Annotated in this window: 10 protein-coding genes and 4 tRNA genes; 9 read left to right on the plus strand and 5 right to left on the minus strand. The window is 45.3% G+C overall.

Translation table 11 applies throughout. The annotated features are described in order from the left end of the window. Window positions 1-46: 46 nt before the first annotated feature. Window positions 47-2,872 (minus strand): TonB-dependent receptor plug domain-containing protein, encoded by a 2,826-nt coding sequence (locus KDM90_RS05735; protein ID WP_212674649.1) that lies wholly within the window; start codon window positions 2,870-2,872, stop codon window positions 47-49. A 482-nt stretch (window positions 2,873-3,354) separates the two neighbouring features. On the opposite strand from KDM90_RS05735, the gene KDM90_RS05740 reads away from it, so the two are divergent. Beyond that, complete coding sequence (locus tag KDM90_RS05740) at window positions 3,355-3,762, plus strand: SRPBCC domain-containing protein (protein ID WP_212674650.1); 408 nt, start codon at window positions 3,355-3,357, stop codon at window positions 3,760-3,762. A gap of 208 nt (window positions 3,763-3,970) precedes the next feature. Here KDM90_RS05740 and KDM90_RS05745 read toward each other — a convergent pair whose 3' ends face one another. Beyond that, window positions 3,971-4,555, minus strand: a complete 585-nt coding sequence (locus tag KDM90_RS05745) for a YceI family protein (protein ID WP_329605298.1) — start codon at window positions 4,553-4,555, stop codon at window positions 3,971-3,973. A gap of 213 nt (window positions 4,556-4,768) precedes the next feature. On the opposite strand from KDM90_RS05745, the gene KDM90_RS05750 reads away from it, so the two are divergent. From KDM90_RS05750 to KDM90_RS05770, 5 genes are all read left to right on the plus strand, one after another. Next, on the plus strand, window positions 4,769-5,182 hold the full coding sequence (locus KDM90_RS05750; protein WP_212674651.1) for a hypothetical protein: 414 nt from the start codon (window positions 4,769-4,771) through the stop codon (window positions 5,180-5,182). Window positions 5,183-5,363: 181 nt separating this feature from the next. Further along, window positions 5,364-5,834 (plus strand): 23S rRNA (pseudouridine(1915)-N(3))-methyltransferase RlmH, encoded by a 471-nt coding sequence (gene rlmH / locus KDM90_RS05755; protein WP_212674652.1) that lies wholly within the window; start codon window positions 5,364-5,366, stop codon window positions 5,832-5,834. Window positions 5,835-6,361: 527 nt separating this feature from the next. Further along, window positions 6,362-6,982 carry a Maf family protein gene (locus KDM90_RS05760; protein WP_212674653.1) on the plus strand — a complete coding sequence of 207 codons (621 nt, stop codon included), beginning with the start codon at window positions 6,362-6,364 and terminating at the stop codon, window positions 6,980-6,982. A 51-nt stretch (window positions 6,983-7,033) separates the two neighbouring features. Beyond that, window positions 7,034-8,509 (plus strand): ribonuclease G, encoded by a 1,476-nt coding sequence (rng, locus tag KDM90_RS05765; RefSeq protein WP_212674654.1) that lies wholly within the window; start codon window positions 7,034-7,036, stop codon window positions 8,507-8,509. Between the two features lie 386 nt (window positions 8,510-8,895). After that, window positions 8,896-9,879 carry a hypothetical protein gene (locus KDM90_RS05770; RefSeq protein WP_212674655.1) on the plus strand — a complete coding sequence of 328 codons (984 nt, stop codon included), beginning with the start codon at window positions 8,896-8,898 and terminating at the stop codon, window positions 9,877-9,879. Between the two features lie 224 nt (window positions 9,880-10,103). On the opposite strand, the gene KDM90_RS05775 is transcribed toward KDM90_RS05770, so the two are convergent. The 3 genes from KDM90_RS05775 to gltX all read right to left on the minus strand — a co-directional run bounded on the left by KDM90_RS05775 (window position 10,104) and on the right by gltX (window position 11,936). Continuing rightward, window positions 10,104-10,179, minus strand: a tRNA-Glu gene (locus KDM90_RS05775). Window positions 10,180-10,343: 164 nt separating this feature from the next. Continuing rightward, window positions 10,344-10,419: transfer RNA gene (locus tag KDM90_RS05780), tRNA-Ala, on the minus strand. A gap of 98 nt (window positions 10,420-10,517) precedes the next feature. Continuing rightward, a complete protein-coding gene (gltX, locus tag KDM90_RS05785) occupies window positions 10,518-11,936 on the minus strand; it encodes a glutamate--tRNA ligase (RefSeq protein ID WP_212674656.1) in 1,419 nt (472 codons plus the stop codon). A 328-nt stretch (window positions 11,937-12,264) separates the two neighbouring features. On the opposite strand from gltX, the gene KDM90_RS05790 reads away from it, so the two are divergent. The 3 genes from KDM90_RS05790 to KDM90_RS05800 all read left to right on the plus strand — a co-directional run bounded on the left by KDM90_RS05790 (window position 12,265) and on the right by KDM90_RS05800 (window position 13,485). Next, window positions 12,265-13,161: a pseudouridine synthase gene (locus KDM90_RS05790; protein ID WP_230409632.1), complete on the plus strand. Its 897-nt coding sequence runs from the start codon at window positions 12,265-12,267 to the stop codon at window positions 13,159-13,161. A gap of 85 nt (window positions 13,162-13,246) precedes the next feature. After that, window positions 13,247-13,323: transfer RNA gene (locus KDM90_RS05795), tRNA-Pro, on the plus strand. A gap of 85 nt (window positions 13,324-13,408) precedes the next feature. Then, window positions 13,409-13,485: transfer RNA gene (locus tag KDM90_RS05800), tRNA-Pro, on the plus strand. The last annotated feature ends 118 nt before the right edge of the window (window positions 13,486-13,603 follow it).

Consider the following 13,603-nt stretch of genomic DNA (forward strand, 5'->3'; position numbering starts at 1 on the left):
GCGAAACAGCATTCCACAAATCAATCTCGCTAGCATCGATCTTGCGTCAGAATTTATATTCGCCCCACAATTTCAAGGCCGTGCCGCGTAACGGCAAGGGGCCGCCAGCGCGATTCTCTACTTGTGTCTGACGATTCATCAGATTAAACAGATTGAAACCAAGGCGCAGGTCTTTGAATCCTGAATAGGAACCATACAAGTCCACAGTGAAATCAACGCCGAGCTGACATCCTTGCGCACTGACCTTGCGGTTCGCACACGCTTCGATACTATTTACTGTGTCGTTTGCACCCCACGCAAGTTTGCGTGCACTTTGAAAATAACCACGTGCCCCCAAACTCCACACATCTTTTGACCAGTTTGCGCTCACATTGCTAACAACCCGTGGATTGTATCGATAGCCAACATAGTTTTCGCTGAATTTTTGGGTATCCGTCTCAAAGTAGCGGGTGTCAATCTGCACCGTTGATTCAAGATTGGTCGTCAATCGTCCATAGCCTCCGAGATTCCAATGACTACGCACACTGAAATCTAATCCCGCTACTTTGGTTTGGGTAATATTAGAATATTGATCACGCACACCTTGCACTGGACCCACCGTAAATCCCAGAGGAACACCAGCTAGCTGACTCGCGCGTTGACCAAATTCTAGATCTTGCGGTGAGAGTGCGCCACGCACCACCAAACCAGCTTGGCTGTCCTCGTGTGCCAACAGATAATCAGATCCTCGTACTGCAATTTCATTAAACCGTGCAACATTCCAGTAATCCAAAGTCACTGACGTGTCTTTGCTTGCTTGCAGCACGAATCCAAGACTGTAGATACGTGAACGCTCCGGCTCCAATTTTTCATTCGGTGTGACGGTTGATGGAAAACCAGTTTCACAACCAGAGTAATACGCTGTCAAAGCATTTGAACGATCCGTTGCATCACCAAGCATCAAGGCATCATAAATTTTGTTTGCCATCTCACAACGCTTCGGGTCATCCCCACCAGTGAACCAAGACGCGCCACCATTGCCCGTCTCTGGCAAGCTCGGTGCACGATATCCACGTGACATCGTGCCACGAAGTTTAAGATGGTCAGATACCATATAGCTTGCATTTGCTTTTGGAATGATTTCCAAATTGGTGGGGCCAGATTTGTCTGCCCTAAGAGCAAAGTCTAATTCCAATTTTTTTGTAATTGGGGCATTCAATTCTGCAAAAGCCGCACTCACATTGCGTGCACCATCGATCGATACCCCACTGTATTGGACAATTCTAGCCTGCAAGATATTATCCATGCTCTTATGCTTGAACGTCTCATGGCGTAGATCGGCACCAAACACCAAGGTCATTGGTCCACCTGCCAAGTTCATGACGTCGCGGCTCGCTTTAAAATCAAGCCAAGATTCTGTCGATTGACCATCTGATCCCATCAAAGGAAACATTTTATCCAACACGGAACGCGGATTTTTCTGACCAAATTGATACTCACCCTTCACGATAGCATCATAGTATCCATAGCGATCACGATATAACTGTTGTCGTTGATGCGCGCGCCCACCCATGTAGCCAACTGCAGCATCCCATTCCCAACCTGCTGTCGTACCGACCACGCCAGCGACAGCGCGATATTGCTGTGAGCCACCAATATTCTTAAACATATCGGGATAATCTGCGAAACGATAATTCAGTCCGATAGGAAATGAATACGGATTGTTCGGATGCCCCACTGGCAAATAGGGATCGACAAAATACTGCAATTCTCCTTTTAAGGAGTCGTACCATGACAAACTTGAACCAGTGACGTTACTACGCGGAATCGCGGTGTTGTAGGTCGATTTAGTGTCGGCCAGTTGCAACTCTGCCCAAACAGCTAGATTCTCTGAAATCTTCAGGTTTCCCATGGAATACAATGCGGCACGCTCGGCGCCGGGCATCGCATCACTATCCTTCCAATAGTTGTAGCGGCACAATCCATCAATCAGATTCGCGGCAGCACAACCTGGCATCGCTACACTGATACGAGTACCTGCTAATTTAGGATCAGAATAATTACTAGGATATCGACCGGTGTAATTGCCAGGGAAAGCCCCCGTCGACAGAGAATCAATTTTTCCGGTATCGCGCGATGGATTCAGTTTCAAATACCATTCAGGCAAACGACGATTCACAAAATCATCACTGTAATTTCCGCGCTTGTACAAATCTAAACTAGCGAATACGTTGTACCCATCTTGATTAATATCACCATAACCAGCCGAGATATTCGCAAAGCTTTGATTTCCCAACTCGCGGTTATTCACTGATTGCTGTTTGCTAGCACTCACCTGTACGCCATTAAAATCTTTGCGGGTAATAATATTGATGACTCCAGCAATCGCGGAGGAGCCATAGATCGCCGAAGCACCATCACGCAATATTTCGACACGTTCGACTGCGGATGCGGGAATCGCATCAACATTCACAAAAGTATTTTGTAATCCGTCAGCAAAACCAAAGCTGGGTAGGCGGCGACCATTAATCAAAATCAAAGTGGCGTTCACACCTAAATTGCGCAGAGATGCACCGGATGCACCACTTGCCCACGAATTAGCGCCAGTCAAATCGGTAATCGCAGAGCGATCATTTGAGGTCGATAACTCAAGAATTTCTTTGACGGTCACCGCACCACTTTGCTGAATCTCTGCTTTGGTAATGATTTGCAAGGGTGCGGCCGTCTCCGCATCAATACGTTTCACATTTGAGCCAGTCACGACGATACGTTGTGCTTGACTCTTTTCATCAACACTCACTTTGACTGCGTCCTGCCCCCAAACAACACCACTTGTGCCAAAAGACAGCGACAGCATTGCGGCGAGGGTCTTTAATTTAATTTGTTTTTGCAAAATAACTCCTTGTTGTTTCTACTTTAAGTGAAGACTTATATGACAATTTAGATAATGAATATCGTTTTACAATGCCACGTTTATTTTTTATGAATTAACAATACTTTTTGCATGAAAGTTATTTTTTAAATTTAAATATAGACAAGCTATTTCATTATGAAAAATGTATAACTTGTCGCTTTCGTGCAAGCGAATTTAAATATATTTTTAAAATATTTAAAATATGTTTACCTCAAATACAACGAAATAGTCTTTAAATTTATCTCATCTTCAACTAAGAAGACGCTAATCAACAATTAATGCTAATAGATTAATTCTTATTTTCGGTGTATTTTTTAACAATGAATTTTTTTGAAGAAACTCAAGGGCAGTGTTAACATATCTTTCCCATGGCAATCGAAAACCAAAGACCTAGTCCGTAACCGTCATCCTCAAACCGTTCGCGGCTAAGTCTCACTTAACCACTTATCGAAAGAATCACCATGCGTATTCAGGTTTCAATCAAGGTCCCAGCATCCATTAAGACATGCTGGGATACATGGATCAATCCGACAGATGTCATGCAATGGAATACGGCAAGCGCAGATTGGCACACGACGCGTTGCGAAAACAATCTCGAAGTGGGTGGAGAATTGAAGAGCAGAATGGAAGCGAAAGATGGCAGTATGGGATTTGACTTTGTCGGTCGCTATACCCACATTTCACAATATGCCTTGATTGAAATGGAATTGGATGACGGCCGAAAAGTTTTGGTTCGCTTTCTAGAGGAAAACGGAGGCACAAAAATCGAAGAAGAATTTGATCCTGACGACACCTATCCTATTGAGATGCAACGTGCGGGTTGGCAAGCAATCTTAGATAATTTCGCCAAGCATGTCCTAAGCAAGTAGTGATGCAGATCGGGAAACGAATTCCAATCATCTAGTTCGCCTCGATTTTGGAACAAACATGTTGAAAGAAGCTGATGATAGGAATTGCCGTTTGATCTATGCACTGTCGGCTTTCCATTCTCAGCAAAACTTGCACCATCATTTTCATCCGTCCCATTCTGAAGACATGCGGAACCACGTATTCAATAGGTATGCTTGAACTTCCCTATCAATCCTTAATGGCTTCCACTGCAAAATGCAAAGTGACTTCATCGCTCACGAAAGGTGTATAGCGGCCGACCTCAAACTCACTGCGTAGAATTTTTGTCGAGCCATTTGCACCACAAGCTGACTTCAAGTAAAGCGGCATAAAGCGACAACGAAAATGACTAAGTTCAAACAATACTTTTTTCGTTACCGACTTTATCGTCAACTCTCCCTCCATGCTGAACACATTTTGATTCTCATCAAAATTTAAATTGGTCGACACGAATCGAATTTTTGGAAATCGATCAACATCAAAAAAAGAGGCGGAACGTAATGCCGTATCAAACAAAGCGCTACCGGTATTGACAGATGCGACTTCAATTTCAATCTGAACTTTACCGGTCTTTTTATCCAAATCGAGTTCTATCCATCCCGAATTTTTATCGAATCGTCCTTGCTGTAAACTTAAACCCCAATGCGAATATTCAAACACGGTATACGTGTGACTAGGATCAATCACAAAACGATCCGCAGCATCAGAGTGTGCGGCCATCGAAGTGACAAAAGCGAACATGATTCGACGCATAGTCGCAAAAAAATTCTTCACTCGCAAGATCCTCCCCTGTGACAAAGCAAATTCACCCGATTATCGTGAGTTTCTCACTATTCGATGCGACTTAGATTCGACCTCAAAACCATTCACCCGAATTGGGACTCGACGTTAGCACGCATTTGTTCAACATGCAGCAATCAATTCAAGATATAGTATTTGCAAATGATCAATAGACTATCACCTTGATTCATCGATAAGGATCTGCCCATGCCTTTAATACCCTCAATGCCGTCTATTGCTCTAGTGTTGTTCGTCGAAGATGTCGCACGACTCTCCGTCTTCTACGCGACCATCGCCAAAATGTCCGTTCAAGATACTGGCCCAAACTATGCCATTCTTGCGCTACCTGGTTTCGAACTTATACTCCATGCCTATGGACAGCTTGAAAACCAAGATCAACAAGACCTTATCAGTCCAGTTGTTGTTCGTGAAGATTCTTATACCAAACTATGTTTGCCAGTTGCACAGATTGAAGAAGTACGCATACTTGCGGAACAACTTGGTGGCAGAATTAAATCAAAAGAACATGAATGGTCTAGCGAGAATTTTTGCGCGTGCGACGGAAATGATCCCGAAGGTAATGTCATACAGGTGCGAATGCCACTCATGGCATTTTCTTAATATTTAGGGCTACCAATTCCAAAATACTGCGACTACATCGATCTTCAATTATTTTCTATTTTAAGACCCAAACAGTATGCCTTTTGCGTGAACGCATCAATACGTTTCGGCAGCATGCTTGACTGTTATCTGCAAGCTGGCTCCAGTATAATCACGCATCCTGTCTTGAACTCTGTCCATCATGCAACTGATCATCGCCGCCGTTGGCCACAAAATGCCCACTTGGATAGAAACTGGCTTCCAAGAATATGCTAAACGCATGCCACCCGAGGCGCGCATTCATCTAAAAGAAATCAAACCAATCGAGCGCTCGGGTAGTAAGACTGCCGAAACGGTCATGGCACTTGAGAAGGAAAAAATCGAGGCGGTCATTCCAAAAAATGCACGGATTATCGCGCTCGATGAGCGTGGCAAAGATTTAACCTCAGTTGGACTGGCAAAGCAGCTCACAGATTGGCAACAAGATGGGCGCGATGTAGTTTTCGTCATTGGTGGTGCTGATGGCTTGGACGCAGAATTTAAAGCAAAAGCGGATGGATTAATTCGAATTTCGAGCCTAACTTTGCCCCACGGCATGGTACGAGTACTATTAGCAGAACAACTATATCGTGCTTGGTCGATTACCCAAAATCACCCTTACCATCGGGTCTAGTAGAATTAGGCGAGATCAGCACGATCTATGCAAGTCTTGACGAGTTGAAAATGACCATTTACTCGTCATAAATCACATTCCTTTTTCCGCCCGAACTATTCATCGACGAACAGAGACGGCGCAGTGGCCACAAGCATTTGTTAATTAGTTGACTGCATTTCCAGACTAAAAAAACAAAACCATCATCTCTTGGTCAGTAACGCATTTGTTACGAAAGATAGGCAAGTTTTGAGTAAATCCTGAGCGAGTTTTGAACATAGTCTTTATACACTCGCAGTACTCAATGAAATCGACAATGGGATTTGAACCGAGACTAGCTGCCGGAGTCTAGTCGATCAATTGTGGCAGTAGGTCGAACGGCTACAATGGTCGTATGCCCCTCTTCGTTTTCCTTTGCCACAGAGCATGGTGCGTGTATTATAAGGGGAACAACTCTATCGCTTGGTCTCCGTCTTCGATTTCCGTTGCCAATCGATATCAAAGACTTATTGTAGACAGCCGCCAAGCTCCGCATCAGGATTGAAGTTATGCCGCAACACAAAAAAATTTATCTCGCGTCGAAAAGCCCTCGCCGACGTGAATTACTGCGCCAAGTCGGCATCGATTTCGAAGTCTTACTTCTACGAGATTCTCCTCCCCGTGGTCCAGACGTCACCGAACTCGTTTTACCAGGTGAAGCACCAGAAATCTATGTCTCAAGAGTGACGCAAGAAAAAGCAATTGCGGCGTGGCAAGCAATACGTAGTCGACGTCTGCTTGCTCATCCTGTCCTAGCAGCGGATACCAGCGTGATCATCCAGCAAGAAGTTTTAGGCAAACCCGCAAATAGAAACGAAGCAATCAGCATGCTTCGCAAACTTTCGGGGAATACCCATCAAGTACTAACAAGTATCGCGGTCAAATATCATGACCACCTCCTGCAATGTACGCAAAAGTCCGAGGTGAGTTTTGCAAACCTAGATGAGGCACAAATCAAAGCCTATTGCGATAGCACCGAGCCTTACGACAAGGCGGGTGGCTACGGCATCCAAGGTTTCGCAGCTCGCTTTATTACACATATTAGCGGTAGTTATTCAGGCATTATGGGACTTCCTTTATTTGAAACGACCGACTTATTGGCACAATTGGAGCACTTAGAGCCGAACTAGTCGTTTTGCGGAATTCAGCATTCATTTCTTAAATCTATTCAGAACTTAACCATGAGCGAAAATCTTTTAATCAACGTCACGCCACAGGAAACTCGCGTGGCCCTGATTTTTCAGGGTGCGGTCCAAGAGTTACATATAGAACGGACATTATCACGCGGTCTAGTCGGCAATATTTACTTAGGCAAAGTGGTGCGCGTTTTACCCGGTATGCAATCTGCTTTCATCGACATCGGTCTCGAACGGGCAGCGTTCTTGCATGTCGCCGATATTTGGGATGCACGTCCGCAAGGGCACGAAGGCAATCCAAATAGTGTTCCACTCACGCCAATCGAAAAACTCTTATTTGACGGTCAGGCAATCACCGTACAGGTCGTGAAGGATCCAATAGGCACAAAGGGCGCGCGTCTTTCCACCCAAATCTCGATTGCAGGTCGGATGTTGGTATTCTTGCCGCAAGACTCTCACATCGGCATTTCACAAAGAATTGAAAACGAAGAAGAACGCGAAGCTCTACGCACCAAAGTACAAGGCTTAATGTTAGAAGACGAAAAAGGTGGCTTTATTGTACGCACCATGGCTGAAGATGCGTCGGAAGAAGACTTGCGCACGGATATTGAATATTTACGCAGAACCTGGTCGACCATCAGCAAATTAGCGAAGACCAAACCACCCTGCAGTCTACTGCATCAAGATCTCAATTTAGCGCAACGGGTCTTACGTGATTTCGTCAATGAAGAGACCAGCAGTATACAGATAGATTCGCGTGAAAATTTCTTGATGCTTCAAGAATTTGGCCGCACCTACACACCCTCCGTCCTGCCCAAGCTACAGCACTACACGGGCGAGCGCCCTTTGTTTGATCTATACAGCGTAGAAGAAGAAATCGAACGCGCGCTTGGTCGTCGTGTCAATCTCAAGTCAGGTGGCTACCTAATCATCGATCAAACCGAAGCCATGACTACCATCGATGTCAATACAGGTAGCTTTGTCGCGGGTCGCAATTTTGACGATACCATCTTCAAAACCAATCTCGAAGCCGCACTCGCGATTGCGCGCCAACTACGCTTGCGCAATTTAGGCGGTATCATCATCCTCGACTTAATCGATATGGAAAGTCAGGAACATAAAGATGCCGTTCTCGCTGAACTCAACAAAGCCCTGTCGCGCGACCGTACCAAACTCTCGGTTTCGACATTCTCAGCACTAGGCTTAGTCGAAGTAACCCGCAAGCGTACGCGCGAATCACTATCACACGTTCTATGCGAGCCCTGCCCTGCCTGTAGCGGCAAAGGCCAAGTCAAAACTGCCCGCACTATCTGTTACGAAATCCTGCGTGAACTTCTGCGCGAAGCCAAACAATTCAACCCAAGAGAATTCCGCATTATGGCGTCACAAGTAGTGGTTGATATGTTCTTAGAGGAAGAATCGCAGCATTTGGCGATGCTAGGCGATTTTATTGGCAAGCCGATTTCACTGCAGGTTGAGAATGTGTTTCATCAGGAGCAGTACGATATTATTTTGATGTGAGTGTTTCTCAAGGCTCACTGAGCCGATATGTTGATAGACAAAGATAAGAATCCGTCGAGTTGGCGAGTTTAACGTAACAACGCGAAAGTGCCTACGAAGTTCTCGGAGATCAAATCTCCGCAATGATTCCTGCTCCTGAATTGAGTGATTCCATCGAATGAGTACATCAAATGAAGCTCCGTAGGTGCAATGCGCAATAAAGCGCGAGCGTAGTCTTCATACTTTGTGGATACATCGCTTCGTCGCCCCAGCCGGTTGAATCAACCACAAACACTCGCCTTTTTCAAACACTAGGACATCTATCTCAAACTTTCCAACCATTGCAGATAGCTCGGTAAAACCGTACCCATCCTACACCTCTATCATCGATAAATCGGAGGACATGCATGCATCGTGATCACAGTTTTAATATGTTTGAACGTCGTCTCCTACAGGGTTCGTCAGTGAATTCCGCTGAACTAGAGACGATGCAGAATTGGTATCCGATATCCATCAGAACAAATCCTTCTCGCGTGTCTTGGCGGGACATGGGCAGTACTCGCTTCACAGAATCCTTTTTTCAAGACACGCTTTCAAATCAAGAACGAGATCTACGTCGTGTTACCGAAACAGATCTCGCAAGGCTTTCCCACATCTCGAACTTTCTTCAGCCTAGCCTATTTGTTTTTCATATTTCGCGTTGTGGATCGACCTTGATGACACAGATGTTAAGTCGATTGGAAACTTGCATTGTCCTCTCTGAACCACCAGTCATTGATGCATTCTTCCGACATTTTTCAGAACCAACTGAAAAAAATCTACAAATTTTCCGAGATCTGATTGCAGCCTTAGGTCAACGCCGATTTGCTAGCGAGCGCCATCTAGTGATTAAATTGGATAGTTGGCACCTGCCTTATCTAGCATTCGTACAAAACGCCTTCCCCAAGGTGCCCTGTATCTTTCTCTATCGCGAACCGCAAGCAGTGCTGGCTTCGCACCAGAGAAGTCGCGGGCCACAGATGGTACCTGGATTAATTGATTTAACTGATCTTCTAATCGACGAGACTGATCTTGAGGCTCATGACCTTGATGGATATTGCCTAACTGTACTGAGCGCGCTCTATCAAAATGCGATTCAGCTACACGAAAAATTTGCCCTTCAACTCATCCATTATCGCCAACTTCCAGGAATTATTTGGGATAACCTTTTGGAACAAATCGGCATCGACATCAGCGAAGACGATCTAATAGAGATGAAACAACGCTCCCAGTTTCACTCAAAACATGGTCACCAAATCTTTGCCGAAGAGGTCATCAATAGAGTCGAGCACCCTCGTCTGTATAAGGCAAAGTCGCTTTACCAATGCCTCGATCAATACAACTCCGCGTAAGATACCGCATTCGTATTGTCTCGCACATCGTGCTGGAATAAAAAAAGCCGCTAAGTTCTTTAACTTAGCGGCTCTATCTGGCGTCCCCAGGGGGATTCGCCTACACAAGCGCAGGCCGCTGAATCGCTTGCAAGCGATTCCCTTCAAATCCCCCAGACGAGCATGCTCGTCTTTCTTTCGTAAATAAAAAAAGCCGCTAAGTTCTTTAACTTAGCGGCTCTATCTGGCGTCCCCAGGGGGATTCGAACCCCCGTACCCACCGTGAAAGGGTGGTGTCCTAGGCCTCTAGACGATGGGGACAGAAATCTGTCCTTGTTACTGACCTTATACTACTTTTTACTGCTTTACTTTTTTGCGTTTGCGATCAAGTAAGACCAACATTATATACTCAATTTCTTCAATCTGGCAAGTTTTTTTAAAAAATTTTTTAAAAAAACTTGATGAAGCCAATCTTACTTACATCGTGGTGGAGGTAAGCGGAATCGAACCGCTGACCTCTTGCATGCCATGCAAGCGCTCTACCAACTGAGCTATACCCCCGCACAAAACAGAAGCCGGAGTATAGCAAGTTTAGGCTTTGATTGTAAAGCGCATTACCCTCTTTAACACGAGCTAGAGGGCAACTTGAACCGAGATGTTTAATTTTTTTGTAAGCGCTGTAACACCACATCACGTCCAAACAATTCAATGACTGCATCAATCGATGGCGTTTGCAATTGGCCCGTCAATAATAATCGTAAAGGCATCGCCAATTGTGGCATTTTCAGGCCATGTTTCGCGAGGACTTCTTTCATACTTGCGGAAATTGCGGATTTGCTCCACTCAACAGTGGCACAGCTAGTCGTGAATTCCTGCAAGGCAGGGCGGATCGCATCCGTGATATGTTGCTCAAGCAATGCAGCATCCGGTGCAGGCTGACGATAAAACAACATGGCTGCTTGTGCCAATTCAACTGTCGTATTTGTTCTCTCTTTAAGCAAGGCAATCACTAAACTCAAGTCGGGGGCAGACTCAAACACGGCACCTGCACTCACCATCGCTGGACGTATCAATTCCGCTAATCGTTGATTGTCTGCTGCTTTAATATAATGATTGTTCAACCATGCCAATTTTTCTGGATTAAATTGCGCAGCAGAGCTAGACAGGTGAGTTAAATCAAACCAACTGATCATTTGATCCATACTAAAAACTTCGTCATCACCGTGGCTCCAGCCAAGGCGTGCTAAGTAATTGAGCAATGCTTCAGGAAGAAAACCTTTATCCAGATAGTCCATCACACTTACCGCATCGCGACGCTTTGAGAGTTTCTGACCGTCTGTGCCCAAGATCATCGGAACATGTCCATAGAACGGCAAGGGTGCGCCGAGCGCGTTCAAAATATTGATTTGACGTGGTGTATTATTAACATGATCATCACCTCGAATCACGTGCGTGATTTGCATATCACTGTCGTCCACTGCGACGCAGAAATTATAGGTCGGTGTGCCGTCAGGACGTGCTATTACCAAATCGTCCAACTCACGATTAGCAATAGTAATCGTGCCTTTAACGACGTCATGCCAAGTTACTTCTCCATCGATAGGATTTTTAAAACGAATCACAGGCTTTCTATCAGCAGGAATAGCGGGCAATGTTTTACCTGGCTCTGGACGCCAAGTCCCGTCATAGCGCGGCTTTTCACCCGCTGCACGTTGACGTTCGCGCATTGCTTCGACTTCATCTGTCGAACAATAACAATGATAGGCAGTGCCATCTGCCAACATTTTTGTCAAAACTTCGCGGTAACGGTCCATCCGCTTCATCTGGTAAAAAGGGCCTTCATCGTGTTGCAAGCCCAACCAGTCCATGCCATCTAAAATAGCTTGCACTGCTTCTGGAGTGGAACGCTCCAAATCCGTATCTTCAATTCGTAACACAAAAGTGCCACCAAAATGGCGCGCAAATGCCCAGCTAAATAGGGCGGTGCGAGCCCCGCCAACATGCAAATAACCCGTGGGGCTTGGTGCAAATCGCGTACGTACAGGGCTCGTTGGCAAAGGAAGTTGAGAGACGGTCATTGGTAGCTGGCGTGATTTCAATCGATGCAAGTTATTTGCACAGACAATCAAATATCACATAAAAGTCAAAAACGTTATTTTAACGCCTTCGAGAAATTGATGATACCTAGGTGAGTATTCATTCACACTGAGTTGCGCTAGCAAATTTGATTTCAAAATAAATTTCACGGCAAGATTAGCCATCCCCATCCAATGAAATCCTCCAAACAAGTCAATAATTCACATCGCGTCAATGAAGTCTAGGTTTACAATATCGTGCCATTTTGGCTTCCGTCTTACATGCAATGTATTCGCAAAAATACGCTTCACGATCTTTATTTCAATGCCCATGCCAAGCAAACCGCCTCCCCCTCTTCCGACCCGCGATGGCGTTAGTGCAAGCTTTGTGTGGGTGCCGGAGGGATACTGGGAGAATGCATTAGAATTTTTATGTGACTATTTTCCAGAAGTGTCATTAGAAACATGGACTGAACGCATGCAAAAGCGTGAAGTTTGCGACAGCAATGGGCATTTTTTGTCACCAATTAGCCAGATCAAGCGTGGCATGTGTTTATTTTATTATCGGGAGATCCCCAATGAAATAAAGATTCCATTTTGCGAGCACATCTTATTTCAAGACGAGCATTTATTAGTCGTCGATAAACCGCATTTTCTACCTGTTACCCCAGGCGGAGGCTATCTCCGAGAAACCTTGCTTGTCCGCCTCAAAAGACGCACACAAATCGACCACCTCACGCCTTTACACCGACTAGACAGAGAGACGGCAGGCATCATGCTTTTCTCAAAACAGGTACAGAGTCGTGGCGCCTATCAGGTTCTATTTCAACATCAACAAATCGACAAGACGTATCACGCGCTTGCGCCACATTTGGATCATGTTTCGTTTCCTCTTCAGAAAAAGAGTCGATTGGTTGAGGGGCCACAATTTTTTGTCATGCAAGAAGTGCCTGGTGAAGCCAACAGCGAGACCCAAATACATTTACTTGAGCGGCGCGGTGCTTTTTCAATGTATGAATTGCGTCCTCGGACAGGAAAAAAACACCAACTGAGAGTGCATCTTGCCAGTTTGGGTGCGCCTATTATCAACGATACGTTTTATCCGATCGCCTTACCTCACGGGAGTGATGATTTTGAAAAGCCATTGAAATTATTAGCAAAATCCATTGCATTTACCGATCCAATTACAGGCGAATCACGTCACTTTGAAAGCCAGCTTACCCTTTAATCCATTGAAAGCATGCATCGCCGCTGATCAATGCGAATTGAAGGCGGTTGACAAGAATTGCCGTCCGAAGTATTATCTCGCTTCTCGGAGTGTAGCGCAGCCCGGTAGCGCACCTGGTTTGGGACCAGGGGGTCCAAGGTTCGAATCCTTGTACTCCGACCAGTATTTAAGGATCGTTGAGAAATCGGCGATCCTTTTTAGTTTTATCAAAATTGGCATTTGATTTTCATCAATTGCGAATTAAATTCGGAGTGTAGCGCAGCCCGGTAGCGCACCTGGTTTGGGACCAGGGGGTCCAAGGTTCGAATCCTTGTACTCCGACCAGTATTTAAGCCTCGTTGATTTCTCAGCGAGGCTTTTTTTTGGGTCCACCGACTACAATTTCAAGCACAACGATGTTGCACGCAGCCTAAAACTCCTTAATCCGCGTCAACTCCCGCAT

Source organism: Affinundibacterium fentianense, assembly GCF_018139545.1.
GTDB classification, from domain to species: Bacteria; Pseudomonadota; Gammaproteobacteria; order Burkholderiales; family Burkholderiaceae_D; genus Undibacterium; species Undibacterium fentianense.